The following is a 22,748-nucleotide window of genomic DNA, read 5'->3' as shown; positions in this document are numbered from 1 at the left end:
ATCTTAAAAAATAAAACAATGAATTTACCAAAAGTAGTATCTGATTTTGTAAATGCTCAAAACAATTTTGACAGCGAAGCATCTGCAAATTGCTTTTCAGTAAACGGGATAATGCTCGAAGAAGGCAAGCCGTACACTGGAAGAGTAGAGATTCAAGGTTTGTTAGAAGAAACAAACGAAAAATACCAATCCGTGATGAAACCTCTAAAATATATCGAAGATGGCACTACAAGCGTCTTATCTGCAGAGGTATCAGGCACCTTTCCTGGAAGCCCTGCAGTTTTGCAGTTTCATTTCACTTTGAAGAATAATCTTATCGATTACCTAAAAGTTACAGGTTGACAAAAAAGGGCAGCAGCTAACAGGGGGTTTGGCGTTATTGGGGCAGACGAAATAATCATCAGTTTTTGTAATTCTATGAAGCTTTTGTTCCAGCTTGACGTTTTTCAATTTGGCTTTTAGTTGTTATCTTCAACTTCAGTTTTTTAATTGGGCTTCAGTCACGAGCGGACGTTTTTCAAATCCCCCAACAACGCCAAGCCCTATTCGTTGTATGCCATAAATTCAGACACTCCACTAATTCAAAAGAATGACAAAATATAAAACTCTATTTTTAGCTTTTAGCTTGCTGACTGTTTCTGTAGTTGGACAAACTGTTGAAGAAAAATACCCAAAAACAATATTCTGTCAAAATGATACATTTATTATTAAGTATTGGAAATATCCCGGACTTGACACATTCAAAGTAAGTAGAACCAATCAAATAAGTCCTGGATTTGATGCAAACCTCAATGCTTATGCCACTATTTATTTTAATAACGACTCACTAAGATTAAACTACAATAACAAATTCCCCTTTCAACATAATTACTATGTAAATTTTGAATCTCCAAAAGGAAAAACAACACTTCGCTTTCATTTCAATGGGGTCACCAATTTTTTTGACAAAAATTTCATCAAGCAAAACAACCAAAAAGTAATATTTGAAATCCCTGCTGTTTACGAATTGGCTAACATAGTTTGGATACTTTCACCAAGTGGACAAAGAGCAAAAGACTTGAATGCTCAGGGCGAATACTATAAAAGAGTTCTATCTTATTTTAAGCCATATTTAAGTCATCAAATTTTTAAACAATTGGACTTTACAGATAGCCTTTATTACAACAAATATTACGACTTCCGAGAGAATAGTTTTGCCTATAATTTCCAAAGTTCAAAACTAACCGACAAGAATGTTAAACTTTTATTTAACGGGCCTTACTATTATGTTTATGGAGATGAATTTGCTGACAGCAGCTTATTTGGTAAATTAAAACCATTGATAGAAGATTTTGCAAAAAAATCAAATTTTAAGCAGTTTTATAAAAACAATTTGAGTTTTTACGATGGCCAAATAAAAAGGCAAAGTGAACTATTGCCAATCAAACAAATGTGGGATTGGTTGGAATTTAATTTTCCTAAAGAAAAATTCAACTCATATAAAATTGTTTTCTCCCCACTAATTGGTGGCTCACACAGTACACAAAGGTATCATACCAGTACTGACGAAGGAGGGTTTGACCAAATTGTAATGTTTATTTGCAATACTGACAGAGTTGATGACGACAAAAAATTAACAGAAAAACAAAGAGAAGCATTAATGTCGGGAATTGTCTTTACGGAGATTGACCATAATTATGTGAACCCTTCAACAAACAAATACCGGAAACAAATAGACAGTATTTTTTCCGACAGAAATATCTGGACAGAGAAAGGTAACAGCAGCGATTTTTACGGAAATTCTATTGCTGTATTTAATGAGTATATGACTTGGGCTATATTTTGTTTATACATAGCAGACAACTATGACAAAGGAACGGCAGACTTGGTTATTAATGAAAGAGAGACACGAATGGCTGACATAAGAAAATTCATAAAATTCAAGGAGTTTGACCAAGCTTTATTGAAAATTAGACAAGAGCATAAAGATTTAAAAGTAGTTGACCTTTATCCTTTCATTTTGGATTGGTGCAAAAAGCAACTTTGACTTTTACGGCATACAACAAAAGGTTTGCCGCAAGGCTGGCGGACAGAATAACAATCAGCAGTTGTACTACTATCAGCCAATATCGGGCTTGACCGAATTCTATTTGGCTTTTAGTTGTTAACTTCAACTTCGTTTTTCAATCAGCTTCAGTTACCGGGCGGACACAGCAACTATTCCAGCCCTGCGGCAAGCCTCGAACGCCGTCAGCGGTCATTGTAATGGGAGATACTGTAAACCTATAAAAAGTTAGAGAAAAATGGATGATAACAATGATAAAAAACGGCTTTCCCGGCTGACGGAAATCTTAACACACCTACAGACGAAACGGATTTTGACAGCGACAAAGTTAGCAGACAAATTTGGGGTTAGTATTCGCACCATTTACAGAGATATCAAAGCATTAGAACAAGCAGGCGTTCCAATCATTACAGAAGAGGGGAAAGGGTATACATTAATGGAAGGTTACAGAATTCCACCAGTAATGTTTAGCGAAACAGAAGCCTACGCATTGATTACTGCTGAAAAGTTTATTTCATCCAACACAGATGCTTCGTTTGCAAAAAATTATTCTGAAGCTATTACAAAAATAAGGTCTGTAATAAGATACGATACAAGAGACAAAGCAGAAACGTTGATAGAACGTATTGCGTTTTGGAAAGCCCCCCAGGCCAATCTTTATGAGTCCCAATATCTATCTACTATACAACTATCAATTACAAATCTGAATGTGTTAAACATTCACTATAAATCACAAAACGACATTGATAGCAAAATCCGATTGGTTGAACCTTTTGCCTTGATCAATAAAGTAGGAGAACACTGGTATTTAATTGCCTGGTGTAGGCTAAGAAGAGATTTCAGGATGTTTCGTTTTGATAGAATTTTAAGCCTTAAAATTTGTGAGGAACATTTTAGACCGCATAAAATGAGTTTGGAAGAATATTTAGAACAATATCGAAAGGAAAATTTTTCAAACCCCTGACATAGGGCTGTCAATACCCGGCAATAATTTTACGACATAATTTTAAAAAAACGATTATGTCATTAAATTTTAATGAAAAACGAATTGCTCCGGAAGGTTATACACAGGTAACACCTTGGATTATCACTTCATCAACAGAAGAGATGATAAATTTTCTAAAGGCTGCTTTTGATGCAGAAGAAGTTCCAAACAGCAGAATTGTAAACGAAAAGGGTATAATCATACATTCCGTAGTAAACATTGGTAATGCAAAAGTGATGTTATTCGATAGTAGAGAGAGCTGGGGAAATACCTCTACTTTTCTCAATGTATATGTAAAGGATGTAGAAAAAGTTTACCAGGCTGCATTAAAACTTGGTGCAGTGTCTGTAACTGAAATTACTTCTTTGTGGTTTGGCGAAAAAGTGTGTAGAATAATAGACCCTTTTGGGAATATTTTTTGGATAAACGAGCGTATTGAAGAAGTTGATTTCACAAGCCCAGAAGAAGTAAGTAAAAGAGCCACAACCAGCGAAGCTATGAATGGCATTTCCTATATCCAGAAAACATTGGACGAAGCCTTTTTGATGCATAAAAATTATCAGGAAAAGTAAACGCAAATCCCCGAATAGTGTGTGACTTTCCCTTCTCCGTAGGGTCTCTCGCAGAGGACCCTGCGGCCTACGGAGTGCTTACTTCTCACTTTAAACAAGAACTATTTTAAACGGGTTTTCAACTACTTCTAATCCGCAAAGTCCTCTACGAGAGACGTTTGCGGAGAACATTTTATAAAGGAGACCTTGCGGAGAAGGAAAATATTTTGAATTGCATTCGTGAGAATAGGGTAACAGCAAAAGAACTATCACTATTGAACGTCAGGTTTAATCCAAACCACGCTTTTGACACAACAAACGTTTGCCTCACACTTTCTACTACAAACAAAATAGCAGAAGATGTTAATCAGGAACGTATGAACAGTTTGAACTCAAAGGAGTTTTTCTATCCAGCGACAATTACGGGCAAATTTGACAAGGCTTCCTACCCGACAGAGCCAAAATTGTTCTTGAAGGAAGGTGCTCAAATTATGATGCTAAAAAATGACAGTCAAAAAAGATGGGTAAATGGAACACTTGGACTTATTAGCGAATTGACAGAAGCAGAAGTGACTGTTGAAGTTGATGGGACAAACTACACGATAGAAAAAGCCACTTGGGAAGTTATAGAATACCAATACAACAAAGAGGAGAAAAAAATTGAAGCAATTGTGACAGGCTCATTCACTCAATTCCCAGTTAAACTTGCGTGGGCAATTACAATTCATAAAAGCCAAGGACAGACCTTTGACAATGTTGTAATTGATTTGGGCAGTGGTGCATTCACCCACGGACAAACTTATGTTGCATTAAGTCGTTGCACATCACTTGAAGGAATTACATTGAAAACACTAATTCGGCAAAGGGATATTATACTTGACCCAAAGGTGTCAAGGTTTATTAGAGAAAAAACAAAACATTTTGCAAGCTGACAACAAACCATTAATTAGAACGGACACTTCTATAACCCCATAGTGCAAACTTCAAGCTGACGTGCTTCAACTGAAAAAAAGGGCAGCACATAACAAGGGGTTTGCGATAGCGGGGGGGCCGTTCTTCGCAGACACTTTTGTGCAAGGAGGAAGTTCAGTTCTCCGAATGAAGTTTAGTGCTAATAATCCCGCCATCGCAACCCCCCAAAACGTTATGTGCAACCCTATTGGCGACAGTCTTTCCCTTCTCCGTAGGGTCTCTCGCAGAGGACCCTACGGCCTACGGAGTGCTTACTTCTCACTTTAAACAAGAACTATTTTAAACGGGTTTTCAACTACTTCTAATCCGCAAAGTCCTCTACGAGAGACGTTTGCGGAGAACATTTTATAAAGGAGACCTTGCGGAGAAGGAAAATTTGGCTTTAGCTAATCGAGTCTGTAGTGGCCAAGCAAGCGACAGAATATATTTCCCAACTTTCGCCAAGCCCTGGACATTAGCTGTAATGAAAAATGACCATCTAAATGACACGAATACTTTTTCTTTTTATGGCTCTCGTTTCTTTCAAAGCAACAATCTCAGGACAGAGCAAAAATAATTATAGCATTCTTTTGCGTGCTACAACATCGGTTGCGGGTGGAGAATATTTTATTAACATTTTGCTTCACAATGACAGTACAAAACTTATTTTAAAAATAAAAAGCCATATAAAAAAAGCTGAACTTGAGGCAGACACAAATACAGTTAGATACAGACGAATCTTACAATCAATAAAAAACCCTATAGCAGACAATGATACCGTTAAAACCTATTTAGCAAAACTTGACTCTATTCATTTGAGCTACACTGTTTATGACACGGATAGTTTAATTGTTTTAAATGCTAAAAATGAAGACTATTTTAATCTGATCCAAGAAGTATTGAACGCGCCGACTGAAATACTTGAAAATAAAAACCATGCTGTTTTAGACGGGACATGGATGAATTTTAAATTAACAAATGATGGTATAGAACGAACTGTATATGCACATTCTCCAACATTGACAAGTAATCCAATTTTATACAAACTAATTACCGAGACAACAGCATTATATAGAAAGACTAAAAGAAATGACTTTCTAAATAAAAGCAGAACTTATGGGTATTAAGCGAAAATGCACTACAGCCAACAATAGGGTTTACGTGTAATAATCAATACCTAATCTGACAGTTGGGATTATCCTTAAGTATCATACTCCCGTAAATTAAGACCAGAGAGTTTGTTAATTATTTTTATTAATTTACCCCTCAAGTATGATAAAGTAAAATCTATGCACCCTTATCGTTTCCTCGGACCATTGTCTTCACTGATCCTGACCTTGTTATCTTTTGTTGTGCTGGCTCAGGACAAAATTGTTGCCAGTAACCCTAATGCAGCTTACCGCCCGCCGGTATTTACAGATGCGGCCAGACTGGAGAAAATTTCGACCTATTTCCCACTGGTTGAAAAAATGTATAAAGACTATGCAGAAAAAAATCATTTTCCCGGGTATGCTTTTGGCATCATGCTCGATGGTAAACTGGTATTTTCTGGAAGTGGCGGGTATGCAGATATAGAGCATAAAATTCCGGCTACTACCAAATCTATGTTCCGGATTGCTTCTATGAGTAAGAGTTTTACTTCGCTGGCCATCCTGAAACTGCGCGATGAAGGCAAACTGAAATTAGATGACCCCGTTTATCTCTATATCCCCGAAATGAAAGGGCAGAAAATGACCAAAGATGCACCAGAGATCACCATCCGCCATATCATGACCCACTCAGCCGGGTTCCCCGAAGACAATCCCTGGGGCGACAGGCAGCTGGCCGATACCGATGCAGAGCTGATTGCCATGATTAAAAAAGGCATTTCTTTTTCCAATGCGCCAGGTATTGCGTATGAATACAGTAATATGGGTTTTGCCATGCAGGGGTATATCATTAAAAAAGTAACGGGTATTCCTTACAGCGATTATATCGCAAAAAATATCTGGCAACCATTGGGTATGACGCAGGCGCAATGGGAGTACAGTAAAGTGCCTGCCGGCGAGCTGGCACATGGCTATCGCTGGATCAATGGTAACTGGCGCGAGGAAGCTTTGCTGCACGATGGTATTTATGGCGCTATGGGTGGCATGATCACGTCTATTGAATCTTTCAGTAAATATGTGGCCCTGCATCAATCGGCCTGGCCGGTAAGGAACGATGCGGAAACCGGTCCGGTGAAAAGAAGTTCCCTGCGCGAGATGCACCAGCCCTGGCGCTTTATCGGGCTCAATCCCAATTACAAATATCCCAGTGGCAGGGCCTGTGCCATTACTTCTGCTTACGGATATGGCGTAAACTGGAGCCGTGATTGCGAAGGCCGCGAATATGTAGCGCATAGTGGCGGCTTACCGGGTTTTGGCAGCAACTGGCGTTTTCTGCCCGAGTATGGTTTGGGAGTGATCCTGTTTGCCAATGTTACCTATGCACCCACCACACCTCCTAATTTTGCTGTACTAGATACCCTGATCCGCTTAGCCAAACTACAGCCACGTCAACTGCCTCCTTCTGCCATCCTTACGCAACGGCGCGATGAGCTGGTAAAATTATTACCTGATTTTACCAACGCCGTTAGCTCTGGCATTTTTGCGGAGAACTTTTTTGCAGATTACATAATTGATTCACTGAAGAAGGAAGCAAGAGCCATTTTTGAAAAAGCCGGCAAGATCCATACCGTAAAAGAACTGGTTCCCGAAAATCAGCTACGCGGGTATTTTATCATGGAAGGAGAGAAAGCGAATGTGTGGGTGAGTTTTACGCTTACCCCTGAGAATCCTGCACTTATCCAGGAGTATCATATCAGGGCGATAGAAAAATAGGTAAGGTATAACACATGCTGCCACTGATTACCAGGCTGCTTCAGGGCTGGTAATCAGTGGCATTTTTGATATAGATGCATCAACCATCTGTTCGCACACAACTGATAAGTGCCAGCAGAATAGTATATAAATCTTATCCTCTATTGTATAATACCTAAGGCTATGAAGCAGGGTAGTTTTGTGTTAAATACTCAAAAATGACACATCAATACCATGTAACCGGCATTACCTGTGCCGGTTGTGAAAAAAAAGTAAAGAATGCTTTAAAAGCCAATCCGCAGATCAAAGACGTTCAGATAGATCGTACCACAGCAACAGTGAGTATAGAAATGGAACAACCCGTTACCACAGAAGCCTTACAGCAGGCTCTTGCCGGTTATCCCAAATATCAATTATCAGAAAAGTGATCGGATAACGGCACTGGCTTAACAGAGAGGCAGTAAACGGGTATAGCTAACCGATATCGGTTGTAAAAAAGCATTACTGTTTCAGCGGCTTACCTACTTCTACAGAACAATCATGTCCCGGTTGTCCGTGCGGTGGATTGATCTTTACTCCCGCCGCATTTTTCACCGGACCGCCTGGTAAAGGTGTAGCGGGTTGTACTGGTGCAACCGCTGGTTTTCCGGCCGGAGAATTGAGCGGGGCCCCCACGGCAATATCGCAACGATGGTTGGGTTGACCGTGTGCTGGATTCAGGCCGGCTGTTACTTTGGTAGCGGGCGGTGCTGCCAAAGCTGTTTTGATAGGTTGAGGGGCTGCTGCCTGTTGTACCGGAGCAGCAGGAGCTGTATTGACTACTGGTTTGTTAGTTGTAGCCGACTTGGCCGGATTGGCCAGCATGCCAGGAAATATTTGTCCGGGACGAAGATTCTGTACCGGTGCTTTGGCTGGTGCAGGTGCAGCATTCAGTGGAGCTCCCACGGCAATATCACAACGGTGGCCGGGCGCACCATGGGCAGGGTTCAGTCCTGATTTGGCTTGTGCTGCAATGGTATTGAAAATGCCTGGCAGCAGTGCCATAAACAAAACGGCAGACAATAAATAGGTTCTTTTCATCTTTAAATATAAGCTTCTATCGGGAAATGGGGTTTCAGTGCATGGTGTATGCTGTTATTCTCCGGGATGATAGGTTTTTTCTGCATGTTTCAATACATCTTCTTTGTAGAACAATACTTCTTTGAATTGCCCCTTGGTGTACATCTCTGCCTGGTCATTAAAATGGGTTGAACCGATGTCTCCACTATTACCCCCGGCCAATAAGGATTTGGCTTTGATTTTTTTACCGAACTCTACCGCGCAGATAAAACTATTGCCATTGTAGCCATACCGCAGTTTTGTGCCGGGATAGGTTCTGCTCACAAATGAGGGCAACGCGCCCCACACAGATGCGGCAAAACCGCAGGGAATACTGGGTTGTGCATCATCATGTTTGTCTGTAATATCGGAGGTGATGCGTTGGTAGCGGTTAATCTCACCCCATGGTTTTTGCCAGCTGCCAAACTTTGTGGTCAGCTCTTTCAGGGTGGCTGCTAAGGGTTGTAACCATGCTTCGGCATTGGCACTTGCTGCAAAACGGTGGGTTTTCTCTACCTGATCCGCTTTATCTTCCGGTCCTTTAGATCGTTGAATGCTGGGCCAGATCCTTTGTGCCCATTCAATGGCAAGGGTAGTGGCCACGGAATTTTCGGCTGAGTTTCTGTTCCAGGCTTTCAGCAAAACAATAGCGGCTGCCAGCTCTTTATAAGCTGGATTCTCCTGGTTGCTTTCATAGGCTTTCACCAATGCAGGTACCAGCACATCAAATGCGGCCAGGTGGGTATCATAACCGGATGCAATTGTTTTATCGATGGTATAGCCATTCGTAGCATCCAGGATCCTGGTGGCATTTACACCCCTGAAGTTTTCTCCCATAGGTGCCATGTAAGTGGGGAAGTCTTCTTTTTTAGGACTGCTGCTGCCCGACACGGTGAAAGGAGTAGAATTACAATTCTGGATCCATCCTGTAGCAGGATTTTTTACCTGTATCAATTCGTTCAGTGTATGTAAACCCTTCCATTCGGTAGCGGAAGTACTGCCATCTACCGGCACGGACCAGTTGTATTTTGGATCGCGTTTGGGCATAAAATTGCCGTGCCAGTAAGCAATATTGCCTTTGTCATCGGCGTACACGGTGTTATTGGATGTATTGGCCAGCAGTTCCATGCTTTTTTTGAACTCATCGTAATTCCTGGCTTTGGTTCGCTCCCATGATTGCACGATACCTTTTACAGAACGGTTATTGGCTTTTACACTGATCCACTGTCCGTTTCTTTTCGCCATTACCGGGCCGTGATGGGTGTAATAGGTGGTAAATGTTTTTGTAAGCAGGCTGCCGTTGGCGAGGTAACGGATCGTGATCTCTTTTTTACCTACCGGCCTGGCCTGGCCATCATATTCATACACCCATTCATTGTTTTGCTTACGCACTTTCTCGATGTATGAATCAGCTACATCACTGTAACTGGAAGTATGCATCCAGCCAAGGTGTTCATTAAAGCCCTGGTACACAAAAAACTGACCCCAGGTTACCGCACCATACGCATGTAAGCCTTCTTCGCTCTGCACGGCTACTTCGGGACGGAAATAAAAAGTGACATGTGGATTGATGTACAGAATGGAATTGCCCGAAACTGTTTTAGCAGGTGCAATCGCAAAACCGTTGGAACCACCGGGTAAAGGATCCACTTCCTGCGGCAGCACTGCTGCTGTTACCGCAGGCTCATTGGAATAAAAATTCTTTAACTCATTCACAGACACATCTGCCACATCAATTGCGCCGATACTGCCGTCGGTCCATAACATCGGATACCAGGGCTGGAAACGGGTGAGTAAAGCGGGTTTTACAGAAGGATGTTTGTAGAGATAATAATTGATGCCGTCTGCGTAAGCATTCAACAGTTTTTGTAACCATAGAGGACTGTTCCGGTAATCTTTCACGGCATCAGCCGAGTCAATGATCATCCGGATCTGCAGATCATTGTAGAGGTCTTTTTCGCCGTTCACTTCTGCCAAACGCCCCAGTTTTTCGATATAGTTCATCTCTACGCGTTTGAAATCATCTTCGCATTGCGCGTATAACAAACCGAAAACAGCATCCGCATCCGTTTTTCCGTAAATATGCGGGATGCCCCAGTTGTCGCGGATGATGGTTACTTTACTGGCCTGTTGCTGCCATTTACTGATCTCGGTTGTAGAAAAAGGTTGTGCCAGTAATTGTAGCGGAAGCAGTATAAGTGTAATGAACAGTTTTCTCATCTTATGGTAAGTTGGGGATAGGTAAATACATCAGCACTAAAAGATAGAATAAATGTAAGCGATTTGCCACAAAAACTGCGCCTTTGTGGCTTTGCGTGTAATTTTCCCGCAGAGGCGCAAAGGCGCAGTTTTTCTTTAGGATTTTATTTTATTATCCTTTTCTAGTGGGGAGGCCTATAGCTTTTCTTTTCAATCTGTGGGTGATGATGAAATTCCATAAATGAATTTCAGGTTAGTATTTTTTTAAAGATCTATTTGTTAGCGCTTTTTTAGCATTACTATTACTCACTACTTTCTTCCCTGTCTTAGCTTCAATAGCTTTTCGTGTATTACCTGCAATTGTTCCACCTTGCTTTGCAATGGTTTTGTTTTCTGTGAAGCTGGCGGGCTTTTTTTCTTTGCTGATTTCAGATGTGGTGGCTTCTGCAAGCATATTCAGCACCAATTCGAGATTGGTCATATTGTCTCGAAGATTTTCTTTTTTCAAACCTTTAAATTGTTTGTATTGCTTCACTGTTTTACCGCTCCATGCCTGCGTGATTATGTCAGTAAGCGTTGCAAATTCCTGCCCTTTTTTAACGCCACGATTTTCCCATTCATCAGTTAATTCTTTTCTAACTTCAATACTCTTCAGCCTTTGATTGATCCAATCCTTACTATAACCGAGTGTAAGGTAGTTTTCCATCGCCCGGTCTATACTTTTCTCAGGATCCTCTCCTTCTTCAATCCTTTCATAGCCTACTCTAGCCAGCCATTGTTTAAAAGGCTCTGCTTTAGGAGATGGGATTGATTGAATCAGTCGAAACAGTTGCTCAGTATCAGCCACGTCAGTTAGTCTGAGTTTGCCATCTGCAGCTTCCATTTTCAAACCGTTACAATTTGTAACGGTTTCATTTCCCTCATCTTTAAGCCTTTTTTTCAATACCCTCCAGTAAACCTGAGGATTAGGACTGTCAGTTAAAACTTCAATAATATCCACTATAGAAAAATACCATTTTTCTTCCTCAGCATTCCATTGGCTACGGATTTTCTTACTCTCAAAAATCTGAATATTACTCATTTGATTTTCAAATTTATCATTTGTCACATATGTGTCTCAGAAAGACCTGTTTTATCGATAGTAAATCGAAAAGAGATTAACGCTTACATTAGAGAACCCTTTTGGGATTCTCAAACATCGTGTCTTGTAATTTTGTGCTTAGCAAAAAAAGTAGTTAAAATCTAAGCTGATATAAATGCTTTTATTCATTTGCTTTAAGTACCCGCAGAATATTACCCCCCATTATTTTGGCAATATCTTTTTTGCTGTACCCTCTTTCCAGTAAGGCTTTCGTGATAACAGGATACGTGGTCACATCATCCAGTTGCTGCGGTGCAGAGTTGATGCCGTCGAAATCTGATCCCAGTCCTACATGATCTACACCCGCCAGTTTCACAATATAATCCAGGTGATCCAGTAAGAGGCTCAAGGGTGCCCGGGCTGCCTGTGCTTCTGCGGCATATTTGTCTGCGAGCATGGTAATGGCATATTCTTTTTGTATGCCTGCTTTCACCAAAGAATCCAGTTCGGCTGCATGGGCCACTACAAAAAGGGCTTCTTTACGTTTGGAACTGCTGTCTACAAAACCGGAATAAAAATTCAGGTCTATCACACCGCCATTTTTTCCTACGGCAATGATCTGTTCATCTTTCAGGTTGCGGAAACTGGGGCAAAGCGCATAGGCATTGCTATGCGATACCATTACCGGTTTGGTAGTGGTTTGGATGGCATCCCAGAATGTCTGCTCGCCCACATGTGAGAGGTCTACCATCATACCCAGTTCATTCATTCTTTTAATCACCTGTTTGCCAAAATCGGTCAGGCCTTTCTGTGCATTGGCCAGACTGTCTTTTTTACTCACTTCCAGCATGGCCGATGTGGCCCAGCCGGGCGAGTTGTTCCAGGTAAGCGTTAAGTAACGGGTGCCGCGGGCAAACAGTTTATCGAGATTCTCCAGCTTGCCTTCGATCATATGCCCGCCCTCTACGCCAAACATGGCGGCCAGTTTTTTGTCTTTGATGGCCTGTTTTAATTCTTTCGAATTTCTGACGAGTGCAATTTTATCAGGATTGCGGCTGATCACGGCATCCAGGGTATCCATCTCACGGTTGGCCCAGGCAAAAGGATTTTCTTTACTACCATCGCACCATACAGAAAAGATCTGTACATCTACACCACCCTGTTTAAAGCGGTTCAGGTCTGAGTGGGTTCTGCCTTTGAGATCGGCATCCATGCTTACTTTTTTCTCCATACAGGCAGTAAGGATATCATTGTGCGAATCAACAACAATGGCTTTGTTGTGAATCTTCTGGTACTGCTGGGCCTGCAACGATAAGGGTAATAATAGGAACAATAGTTTTTTCAACATGGTAGTTTATTGACGGGTGAGTTGGATACGGATCTGTTTTATAATATTCTCAAACTGGTCAGAAGCATTATTACAAAGTATGATCAGTGTTTTCTGCTGGTCGATGAAACGCATGATCTCTGTTTTATACCCCGGGTTATCGCCATTGTGCCATACAATGCGGCCGGAAGGATCGTCCGTTACCGGGATCCATCCAAAACCATAATTTGAGAGCTTGCCGTTATTCAACACCATCGGTTTGAATGCTTCGGCCAGGGTAACTTGTGATACCAGTTTCTCTGTATAGAGTGCCTGGTCCCATTTCAGCAGGTCCTGCACGGTAGAACTGATACGGCCCGGTCCCTTGCGGTTACCCAGCCAGATAGTATAGTCGGAAGAAGGAAAAGAATCGGCTCTTACAAATTCATCTCTCTCCTTCACATACATATGTCCGATTGCGAAATTTTTTACCGCTGCTTTTTCTGCCAGGGTGCGGATGCCCGTGTGTTTCATGCCCAGTTTGCGGAAGATCTCTTTGTTACAAAATTCTATAAAATCTCTCCCACTCACTTTTTCTGCAATGCTGGCCAGTAATACATAACCGGTATTGCTGTACGCATATTTCTCGCCGGGTTCAAATAGTTTGGGCGGTGCGTATTGGTTCAGATAGGCAAGTATGTCCGGATTGCCGGCCACTTTACTTTTATCCCAGTGGGCATCCATGATCTCCTGGTAATCAGGTAAACCACTGGTATGGGTAAGCAGGTTGCGGATCGTAATTCCCTTGTAAGGGATGCTGAGGTATTTCTCTACGAGGTCATCATACTGCAACAAACCTTTCTCTTTCAGCATCATGATCACCATGGCAGTAAACTGTTTGCTAACAGAAGCCAGTTCAAACACATCGGTTGTTTGCAGGGGTAATTGTCCGGCAAATTCGCGGTAACCAACTGCTTTTTCGTAGGTCACTTTTCCTTTTTCCGCAATCATTACCACGGCACTCAGCGGGTGATTACCGGCGGCACTGCTAACAATGGAATCGATGATCTGGTAACGGTCTTTTTGCGCATGGCCGTAAACAGCCGTCAAACAAAAAGCGAGTAAAAAGTATTTTCTCATCTATCAGTTTTTCAAACGTAAAGTAGTTCCTGCACGGGTACCATTGTGTTTGCCTGCTTCTACGGTAAGTTCGCCGTTTACCAGTACATACTGAAAACCGGTACTGTATTGGTGCGGTTTATCGTAGGTGGAAAGGTCCTGTACTTTCTGCTCATCAAACAGTACAATATCCGCAGCAAAGCCTTCGCGCAGCAAACCCCTGTTGGGCAGTTGAAATTTCTGGGCGGGTAAAGACGTCATCCGTCTTACCGCTTCTTCCAGCGAAATCACTTTTTCTTCGCGTACATATTTACCAAGTACCCTCGCGTTGGTGCCATATCCCCGCGGGTGGGGATTGCCGGCAGCATATACGCGTATGCTGGCATCACTCGCAAACATGTTAAAAGGGTATTGCATAATGGCTTTTACGTCTTTATCGCCCATGCCATGAAATACCATACCCGCCCCTCCCAGCTCCATCATTTCTATAATGGTTTCGGCTTCTTCTCTGGCTTTGTGTTTTCTGCCTTTGAGCAGGTTCACTTCCTCGATGCTTTTGCCATTAAAGGTGCTATCAGCCCTGAAAGAAGCCACTACCGGATAACTGAAATGTTTCAGCTTTCTTTTTTTCAGTTTCCGCAGCATGTGTTCTGCCACTTCTTTTCTCACTTCGGGTCTTGCCAAACGGGCTTTGATGGAATCCTGTCCGTCAGACAATACCCAGTCGGGCAACAACGTGCTCAGTGAAGTGCTGCTGGCTGTATATGGATACTGATCAATCGTTACATCCAATCCCTCTTCTCTGGCTTTGATGATCATGGGAATGGTTTCTTTACTTCTGCCCCAGTTCTGCTGTCCGCTCAGTTTAAAATGCGAGATCTCCACCGGCATCTTTGCTTCGCGTCCGATATGGATGGCTTCTTCAATGGCCTGGGTTACACTATCGCCCTCATCGCGCATATGGCTGGCATATACGCCATTGTATCTGGATGCTGCTTTGGCCAGGCGTACCACTTCTTCTGTTTTGGAATAAGTGCCGGGTATATAAATGAGGCCGGTAGAGAGTCCTACGGCTCCGTCTTTCATGGCCTGTTCCACAATGGCTTCCATACGCTGCATTTCGGCTTCGTTGGGATCGCGGTTAGCAGAGCCCATGGCAGCTTTACGAACATCGTTATGGCCAATGAGGCTGGCTACATTGATAGATAGTTTCAAACTATCGAGCATCGAAAAATACCGGCCGATATGTACGTTGGATCCGCCGCAGTTACCGGTAACCACGGTGGTTACCCCGTCGTAAATAAAATTATCTGCGGTAGGTTGTCTTTTTTCTTCCCCCTCAATATGGGTGTGAACATCAATAAACCCCGGAGCCACTATCAAACCGGTAGCATCAATGGTTTTGGTGGCCGTCCATTTGCCGAGTTTGCCTACGGCAATAATTTTCCCTTTTTGAACAGCTATGTCGCCGTAAAACCAGCTGTTGCCGGTACCGTCGAGGATTTTACCGTTCCGGATCAGGAGGTCAGCCTGCTGGCCAAAACTTTGGGTAGCCAGAAACAGGCCGAAAAGGAAAAGAATACGCATAATCAGTTATTGAGGATCATGAAATTAAGTAATCTCTGAATAGTCTGTGCGCTTCCCCGCTAAAACTGTAATTTTGCCAACTTTAAAAGAAGGATATGCTGAATAAGCTTGATGCGATAAAAGCGAGGTTTGAACAGGTAGGGGTAGCCCTTACCAACCCGGAAATTATCAATAACCAGAAGGAATTTGGTGCCTATAGCAAGGAATACCGCTCTCTGGAGAAGATAGTACAGCCTTACGAAGCGTATAAAAAGGTGCTGGCCGACTATGAATATGCCAAAGAAGCCCAGAATGGTTCTGATGAAGAAATGCGCGAACTGGCCAAAATGGAGCTGCCCGAACTGGAAGAAAAAAAAGAAGCCCTTGAAAAAGAACTGACCAAATTACTGATACCCAAAGATCCGCAGGACGATAAAAACGCCATTCTCGAGATCCGTGCCGGTACCGGTGGCGATGAAGCCAGCCTGTTTGCCGGCGATCTGCTGGGTATGTACCTACGCTACTGCTCCCGCAAAGGCTGGAAAACGGCCATTGTGAGCGAAAGCGAAGGAACGGTGGGCGGATACAAGGAAGTGATCCTGGAAGTAACCGGGGAAGATGTATACGGCACATTGAAATTTGAATCCGGGGTACACCGCGTACAAAGGGTGCCTGATACAGAAACGCAGGGGCGGGTACACACATCTGCTGCCACCGTAGCGGTAATGCCCGAAGCGGAAGAAGTGGATTTTGAACTGAAAGAAAGTGACGTGAAAATGGAAACCGCCCGAAGCGGGGGGGCGGGTGGACAGAATGTAAACAAAGTAGAGACCAAGGTATTTTTGACACATATTCCTACGGGCGTGGTGGTGGTTTGCCAGACCGAGCGCTCGCAGTTAGGCAACCGCGAAAAAGCGATGACCATGTTACGTACCAAACTCTATGAAGAGCAGGTGCGTAAACAGGAAGAAGAAATTTCGCGCCAGCGTAAAACATTGGTTAGCACCGGCGACCGCAGTGCCAAAATCCGCACGTATAACTGGCCACAGGGCAGGGTTACCGATCACCGGATCGGTCTTACTTCCTATAACCTGGATGCGGTGATCAATGGCGATATCGATGAGTTTATTGAATCACTGCAGATGGCCGAAAATGCGGCCAAAATGGTGAATCAATAAGCGTAACCCGGTAACTTTAAGCATACAAAATATCGCTGCATGAAAATCTTTGTATGTATTCTGGTCATGCTGTTCCCTTTTTTGTTGTTCAGTCAGGGGCAAACCTTACAGTTCATGAAAGAAGATAACAGCTTTCTGAATGATGTGAATGGTCGGCCCATGATGTTGCGTTCAGAATACTTAATAGAAGGATCCCCTTTTTTTTCCCAGGAGTATTGTACCGCTAATCTCAAAGTACGTAATGGAAAATATTACCAGGGTATTAAAGCAAAACTGAACCTGCAGGAAAACCTGGTGATATATGATGCCGGCGACGGAAAAGAAATGGCATCTATTACACCTATTGAAAAGATTATTTTTGTGAACTGTGCAGATCCTGCTAAAAATCAGGTATTCCGCAGTGGGTTTCCGCCGGTAGATGGACAAACGGTGAATAGCTTTTACCTGGTGCTTGACTCTGGTCGTGTAACATTATTGAAACGGATAGGGGTCAATTACCGCGATGTGAAATATTATGGCAGTAACCAGACCACCCGTGTATTTGAGCAGAAAGAAATGGTTTACGCTTATCAACCGGCTAAAGGAATGATACGTTTGGCCAAGGAAGAAACGGCTGTACTTTCTCTACTCTCTGATCAGCGAAAAACGGTGCAGGCTTTTCTCACGACCAATGATCTTAAATGCAGAAAAGAAACCGACCTGGTAAAAGTTGTTCAGTTTTATAATGCGCTGCAGTAGTAGTCTGTTATTTTGCTATCGGGTCCGGTGACTTGTTTTCATGCCTCGGTAAAATAAAATCATGGCTGGTGGATGAAGTGGCCCCCTGTTGTACATGCAGGTATTCCGGCAACCTATCTTTAAGAAAATTCTACCCGGTTTATGAAGCTACTTTTTTCATCTCCGAAATTATTGGCAGTGATTGCCTTTCTGATGTTTGGCCAGTTATTGTTTGGCCAGTTACAATACTCCATGACCACTTTGTCTGATGGTAATGGCAATCCCGTTCTGATGAAGAAGGCCGCGGCCGGAGAAACAGCCCACCTTTTTAAACCCGGGTATACGACGGCCATTCTGTACCTGGCTGGTAACGGCAAACCACTGATGGGAAACAAATTCAAACTCAACCTGCAGCAGAACCGCTTGTTTTTTATGGATGCCAATGGGGAGGAGATGGAAGTGACCAGTCCGGTAAAAAGTATTGAGTTCATCGGCGATCCAGGTAAAAATAACAATACAGTTTTTGAAAAAGGATTCCCGCCCATTGATAAACTGACAGCAGATAATTATTACCAGGTACTTGTAACCGGCAAAGCCGGCTTATTGATGGATACCAAATTTGCTGAAGTGGAATACAAAGAATATAATAGTGCCACTACTTCTATCCGGATAGACAGGCTCATTAGTTTTTATGGAGTGGCAGCAGGTAAAATGCAACGGCTCAGCAAAGCAGAAGATATACTTTTATTACTGGGTGATAAAACCCGGGAAGTATCAGACTATATCAAAAAAGAGAACCTTAAGATCAAAAAACAGGCTGATCTGGAGAAGCTGTTCCGCTATTACAACGGGCTGTTTGATAAAGCGTAATCAGTTGCTTTTTACTTTCTGTTCGGCTTCGTGGATTTTCTGCTCCCATACCCAGGCGGTCCGCATCATATCTTCCAGGTTGTAGCGGATCTGCCAGCCCAGTTCGGCAACAGCGAGGTTATTGTTGGCGTAAATATTGATCACATCACCCGCACGCCTGGGGCCAATTTCGTAGTTGAGTTTTACGCCGCTGACTTTTTCAAACATCTGAATGGCTTCCAGCACGGTAACACCATCGCCGGTACCCAGGTTAAAGATATCGCAACGGGTTTTGTTCTTTTTGTTTTCGAGGTATTGAATGGCCAGCGTATGCGCATGCGCGATATCGCAAACATGAATATAATCTCTTACGCAACTGCCGTCGCGGGTATCATAATCATTGCCGTATACAGTCATTTTGGGAAGTTTCCCAATAGCAGTTTGTGTAATGACCGGTACCAGGTTCTGCGGTTTACCGAGCGGAATTTCGCCGATCAATGCAGAAGGGTGAGCTCCCACCGGATTGAAATAACGTAACAGAATAGTAGATAAACCGGTCTGGGAATGTGTAAAATCCTGCAGAATCTGTTCTCCCATCTGTTTGGTGGCACCATACGGCGATTCTGCTTTTTTAATGGCCGAGGACTCGGTAACCGGAACACTGTCAGGATTTCCATACACGGTGCAGGAAGAGGAGAATACAACATGCGGTACCTGAAATTCCTGTACACATTTCAGCAGGTTAATCAGTCCGAAGATATTGTTCTCGTAATATAAAATGGGTTCAGTAACTGATTCTCCTACTGCTTTATAGGCTGCAAAATGAATCAGGCCTGAGATATCCGGGTTTTCCTGGAATACGGCACGTGTTTCATCAAAATTCTTAAGATCTACCTTGTAATTCTTCACTTTCTTGCCCGTAATCTGCTCAATCCCGTTCATGGCATACGCTAAGGAACGGGAATTGTCATCAATGGAAACAACGGTAAATCCGTTTTCCAGCAGATCTACAATGGTATGAGAGCCGATAAAACCGCATCCGCCGGTAACAAGGATCTTAGACATAGGCATGAGTTAGCCCGCAAGATAATTTGATATCCAGAATAAACCGTCAATCCAGGGACAGATCAGATAAATAGTTTCAGCAGGTAGTAAACCACCGCGGCAATTGCGGCCGAAACAGGGATGGTCATGATCCATGCCCATAACAGGTTTACCGTTACACCCCAGCGCACAGCACTCAGGCGTTTGGTAGCACCTACGCCGATAATAGAGCCGGTGATGGTATGGGTGGTAGATACAGGGATCTTGAAATGTTCCGTCATGAATAAGGTAATGGCACCGGCTGTTTCGGCAGCAACACCTTCCAGCGGGGTTACTTTGGTAATGCGGGTTCCCATGGTTTTCACGATCTTCCATCCGCCGCTCATGGTACCCAGGCCAATGGCGAGAAAGCTGCAGAAAGGTACCCAGCTGTAAGCGTTTACAAACTCATTAAAATCCATATGGTTGCCCTTGGTTCCCTCGTAATAGATCATGGCAGCGCCAATAATACCCATTACTTTCTGGGCATCGTTACCACCGTGGCCCAGACTGAAGGCCGCAGAAGATACCAGCTGTAATCTTTTGAACCAGCTTTCGGCTTTATAGGGGTTCGATCGTTTACAGATATGCACAATCAGTATCGTAATAATAAATGCGATGATCATACCGATCAGTGGCGCAAAGAAAATAAACAGGAAAGTAGGTACTACTTTAACATAGTTGATCACATCCACCCCCCCTCCGCTGAAACCGCCGGCATGCGCCAGTGCTGCGCCCACAAAACCACCCATCAATGTATGCGAAGAACTGGAGGGGATTCCGAACCACCAGGTAATCAGGTTCCAGATAATAGCGGCAATAATACCCGCCAGAATTACTTCCAGCGTAATAAATTCTGCGTGCACCCATTTGGCTACCGTATTACCGATACCAAATTCCTTAAACACATATTTCGAGATAAAAAAAGCGGCGAAATTGAAGAAAGCTGCCCAGACTACGGCCTGAAAAGGCGTTAGTACTTTGGTGGAAACCACCGTGGCTATTGAGTTGGCCGCATCATGAAACCCATTGATATAATCGAAAATAAATGCGAGCGCAATGATGATAATGAGTATCGTGAACATGGGCGTAATTGAAAATTAACAATTAGCAATTAGCAATTAACAATTAAAGAAAGCAGCCTTACGACAAACCTATTTTTAATTTTTAATTGCTAATTTTTAATTAATCTATGCGTATTTGATGATGATGGATTCGATCACATTGGCTGCGTCTTCACATTTATCGGTAACGATCTCCATTACCTGATAGATCTCTCTTTTTTTGATCACTTCCTTGAAATCATTTTCCTGTTGAAATAACATTTCAATACTCATATCAAACACATCATCGGCCTGGTTCTCGATACTGTTTACTTTTACCATGGCTTCGGTCATCTCGCGCAGGTTCTTCATATCGCGTAAGCCAAATACCGCTTTTTTGATTTCGTTGGAACCCTGCAAAATCAGGTCGGCCATTTTCTGGATACCGGTATCGTTGGGATTAACGCTGTAGAAGTTGATCTTTTTGGCGCAGGCATAGATATAGTCTGCAATATCATCCAGCGAGCTGGCCAGGTAGTGAATATCTTCACGATCGAAAGGTGTGATAAAGTTCCGGCCCAGTTCTGTGAAAATACGGTGGGTATTGTCGTCGTTCTTATGCTCCAGGTCTTCGATCTGTGCAAGAATGGCGGCGCGTTTGTTGGGGTCGGGCTCACTCACCATTTCTTTCAGTTTAATACCCATCTCGTGGGCTTTCTCTGCAACATCTTCAAACAGTTCGTAGAAGATCTTGTTCTTAGGCATAAAAAAGCGACCGAAGTTGTTGATACCCATACAATAAAATTTAGGCAAAAGTAAGATTCTGGCAGTGATTGTATCCTTACTGAATTTAATTAATGATTTGGTAATATAGCTTTTTCAGGCTTTTTTGTATAGATAATGTCCTCTTTGCGCATGATTGGTAATAGTTTGATGGCATTTTGTTCATTTTCAGTTAATCCTGGCATCTCAATTTTACCGCAGCAAGTAATAACCAACAGTTTTCTCTCATGTGCGGCCCCGATCTCTATCGGGGCTTTTATACGTTGGTCAGTTCATCATCACGGATGGCTTAGTCTTTCCGCACATCCAGTGTAAATCCGATGGTGGTTCCTACATCCAGTTTACTGCGTACATGCATGGTCTGGCCATGGGCCTCTATAATATGTTTGCAGATGGCCAGTCCCAGCCCGGTGCCCCCCACATCGCGGCTACGGCCCCGGTCGGTGCGGTAAAAACGTTCAAAAATGCGGGGCAGGTGCTCTTCTGCAATGCCCATGCCATCATCGCTCAGTTCTATCAGTACATGTTGCCCATCGGTTTTGTAAATGCTGGCCACAATACTGCCATCCTGTTTGCCGTATTTGGTAGCATTTTCTACCAGGTTATTCAGCACCTGCCGGATCTTTTCTTTATCCGCAAAAACAGTGATGGGCGATTCGCAGCCTTTTTTGAAACTGCACCGGATATTTTTGGCGCTGGTTTTAATAGACAATGATTCAAAGGTTTCCCGTATAATATCCTGGATCACAAAATTCTCCTTGTACAAAGGCTGCTGGCCACTTTCCAGTCTGGAGATCTCGTCCAGATCCTCTACCAGGGTTACCATCCGGTCTACATTACGGGCGGTATTCTCTAAAAAACGTTTGCTCAGTTCCGGGTTTTCCATGGCACCGCCCAGTAAAGTGTCTACATAACCCTGTATGGCAAAAATGGGTGTCTTGAATTCGTGTGCGAGGTTTTGCAGAAACTCTTTGCGGTAGGCTTCGTTGGTTTTCAGTAATTCGATCTCTGCACTACGCTGTTCGGCCCATTGCTCCACATCTTTTCTTACCTCGTCGATCCCTTTTTGGGGAAGTATGTATTTGTAATAGGTTTCTTCCCGTTTACTCGCTTTGGTCTGGTAAATGAATTTGTAAATGAGTTTGATCTTCCGGTAAATAAAAGATTCCAGCACAAAACGGATAAGGAAATAACTGCCGATAAAAGTAACCAGCAGCGATACCAGGGCAATGATCCAGTCGGGACGTAACAGCCAGATCCCTGCCGAAATGGGGATCGACAGGATCAACGCCGTAAAAGCGGATAACTGCTGCGGGGAAAGGTTCTTGGTTTTGAACATCTGCGATAAAGTTACA

The 22,748-nt window shown here is 43.0% G+C and carries 21 protein-coding genes; 11 read left to right on the top strand and 10 right to left on the bottom strand.

Annotated elements, in window-relative coordinates:
• Nucleotides 1-18: 18 nt before the first annotated feature.
• The 8 genes from AC1RNB_RS03665 (at nt 19) to AC1RNB_RS03630 (ending at nt 7,799) form a co-directional block, all read left to right on the top strand.
• Nucleotides 19-342, top strand: a complete 324-nt coding sequence (locus tag AC1RNB_RS03665; RefSeq protein ID WP_493080798.1) for a nuclear transport factor 2 family protein — start codon at nt 19-21, stop codon at nt 340-342.
• A gap of 247 nt (nt 343-589) precedes the next feature.
• Nucleotides 590-2,026: a hypothetical protein gene (locus AC1RNB_RS03660; protein ID WP_493080797.1), complete on the top strand. Its 1,437-nt coding sequence runs from the start codon at nt 590-592 to the stop codon at nt 2,024-2,026.
• 256 nt (nt 2,027-2,282) lie between these two features.
• On the top strand, nt 2,283-3,008 hold the full coding sequence (locus AC1RNB_RS03655; protein WP_493080796.1) for a helix-turn-helix transcriptional regulator: 726 nt from the start codon (nt 2,283-2,285) through the stop codon (nt 3,006-3,008).
• A 56-nt stretch (nt 3,009-3,064) separates the two neighbouring features.
• A complete protein-coding gene (locus tag AC1RNB_RS03650) occupies nt 3,065-3,601 on the top strand; it encodes a VOC family protein (protein ID WP_493080795.1) in 537 nt (178 codons plus the stop codon).
• A gap of 356 nt (nt 3,602-3,957) precedes the next feature.
• The gene (locus AC1RNB_RS03645) at nt 3,958-4,512 is read left to right on the top strand and encodes an ATP-binding domain-containing protein (RefSeq protein WP_493080793.1); all 555 of its coding nucleotides are present in this window, start codon (nt 3,958-3,960) and stop codon (nt 4,510-4,512) included.
• Between the two features lie 522 nt (nt 4,513-5,034).
• A complete protein-coding gene (locus AC1RNB_RS03640; protein ID WP_493080792.1) occupies nt 5,035-5,658 on the top strand; it encodes a hypothetical protein in 624 nt (207 codons plus the stop codon).
• Nucleotides 5,659-5,820: 162 nt separating this feature from the next.
• On the top strand, nt 5,821-7,392 hold the full coding sequence (locus AC1RNB_RS03635) for a serine hydrolase domain-containing protein (RefSeq protein ID WP_493080791.1): 1,572 nt from the start codon (nt 5,821-5,823) through the stop codon (nt 7,390-7,392).
• Nucleotides 7,393-7,589: 197 nt separating this feature from the next.
• A complete protein-coding gene (locus AC1RNB_RS03630; protein WP_493080789.1) occupies nt 7,590-7,799 on the top strand; it encodes a heavy-metal-associated domain-containing protein in 210 nt (69 codons plus the stop codon).
• A gap of 73 nt (nt 7,800-7,872) precedes the next feature.
• Here AC1RNB_RS03630 and AC1RNB_RS03625 read toward each other — a convergent pair whose 3' ends face one another.
• From AC1RNB_RS03625 to AC1RNB_RS03600, 6 genes are all read right to left on the bottom strand, one after another.
• The gene (locus AC1RNB_RS03625; RefSeq protein ID WP_493080787.1) at nt 7,873-8,451 is read right to left on the bottom strand and encodes a hypothetical protein; all 579 of its coding nucleotides are present in this window, start codon (nt 8,449-8,451) and stop codon (nt 7,873-7,875) included.
• A gap of 54 nt (nt 8,452-8,505) precedes the next feature.
• Nucleotides 8,506-10,689, bottom strand: coding sequence for a penicillin acylase family protein (locus AC1RNB_RS03620; RefSeq protein WP_493080785.1), 2,184 nt, complete (start codon nt 10,687-10,689; stop codon nt 8,506-8,508).
• Nucleotides 10,690-10,921: 232 nt separating this feature from the next.
• The gene (locus tag AC1RNB_RS03615; RefSeq protein ID WP_493080784.1) at nt 10,922-11,749 is read right to left on the bottom strand and encodes a BRO-N domain-containing protein; all 828 of its coding nucleotides are present in this window, start codon (nt 11,747-11,749) and stop codon (nt 10,922-10,924) included.
• Nucleotides 11,750-11,930: 181 nt separating this feature from the next.
• Nucleotides 11,931-13,097 (bottom strand): dipeptidase, encoded by a 1,167-nt coding sequence (locus AC1RNB_RS03610; protein WP_493080782.1) that lies wholly within the window; start codon nt 13,095-13,097, stop codon nt 11,931-11,933.
• Nucleotides 13,098-13,103: 6 nt separating this feature from the next.
• Nucleotides 13,104-14,195: a serine hydrolase domain-containing protein gene (locus AC1RNB_RS03605; protein ID WP_493080781.1), complete on the bottom strand. Its 1,092-nt coding sequence runs from the start codon at nt 14,193-14,195 to the stop codon at nt 13,104-13,106.
• A gap of 3 nt (nt 14,196-14,198) precedes the next feature.
• Nucleotides 14,199-15,761, bottom strand: a complete 1,563-nt coding sequence (locus tag AC1RNB_RS03600; RefSeq protein ID WP_493080780.1) for an N-acyl-D-amino-acid deacylase family protein — start codon at nt 15,759-15,761, stop codon at nt 14,199-14,201.
• 95 nt (nt 15,762-15,856) lie between these two features.
• Here AC1RNB_RS03600 and prfA point away from each other — a divergent pair, with 95 nt between their 5' ends.
• The 3 genes from prfA (at nt 15,857) to AC1RNB_RS03585 (ending at nt 18,505) form a co-directional block, all read left to right on the top strand.
• The gene (gene prfA / locus AC1RNB_RS03595; RefSeq protein WP_493080779.1) at nt 15,857-16,918 is read left to right on the top strand and encodes a peptide chain release factor 1; all 1,062 of its coding nucleotides are present in this window, start codon (nt 15,857-15,859) and stop codon (nt 16,916-16,918) included.
• 39 nt (nt 16,919-16,957) lie between these two features.
• Complete coding sequence (locus AC1RNB_RS03590) at nt 16,958-17,656, top strand: hypothetical protein (protein WP_493080777.1); 699 nt, start codon at nt 16,958-16,960, stop codon at nt 17,654-17,656.
• 141 nt (nt 17,657-17,797) lie between these two features.
• Entirely contained in the window at nt 17,798-18,505 is a 708-nt protein-coding gene (locus AC1RNB_RS03585) for a hypothetical protein (RefSeq protein WP_493080776.1), read from the top strand.
• Here the strand turns inward: AC1RNB_RS03585 and galE are convergent, their stop codons facing one another.
• The 4 genes from galE to AC1RNB_RS03565 form a co-directional block, all read right to left on the bottom strand.
• On the bottom strand, nt 18,506-19,549 hold the full coding sequence (gene galE / locus AC1RNB_RS03580; RefSeq protein ID WP_493080774.1) for a UDP-glucose 4-epimerase GalE: 1,044 nt from the start codon (nt 19,547-19,549) through the stop codon (nt 18,506-18,508).
• A 62-nt stretch (nt 19,550-19,611) separates the two neighbouring features.
• Nucleotides 19,612-20,652: an inorganic phosphate transporter gene (locus tag AC1RNB_RS03575; protein ID WP_493080773.1), complete on the bottom strand. Its 1,041-nt coding sequence runs from the start codon at nt 20,650-20,652 to the stop codon at nt 19,612-19,614.
• Between the two features lie 105 nt (nt 20,653-20,757).
• The gene (locus AC1RNB_RS03570; protein ID WP_493080772.1) at nt 20,758-21,405 is read right to left on the bottom strand and encodes a DUF47 domain-containing protein; all 648 of its coding nucleotides are present in this window, start codon (nt 21,403-21,405) and stop codon (nt 20,758-20,760) included.
• A 277-nt stretch (nt 21,406-21,682) separates the two neighbouring features.
• Nucleotides 21,683-22,732: a sensor histidine kinase gene (locus AC1RNB_RS03565; protein WP_493080770.1), complete on the bottom strand. Its 1,050-nt coding sequence runs from the start codon at nt 22,730-22,732 to the stop codon at nt 21,683-21,685.
• Nucleotides 22,733-22,748 lie beyond the last annotated feature (16 nt).

Source organism: Sediminibacterium sp. GW821-FHT12F12, from assembly GCF_058806635.1.
The sequence above is the reverse complement of the archived record's forward strand: the minus strand, read 5'-3'. Positions and strand labels throughout refer to the sequence as shown.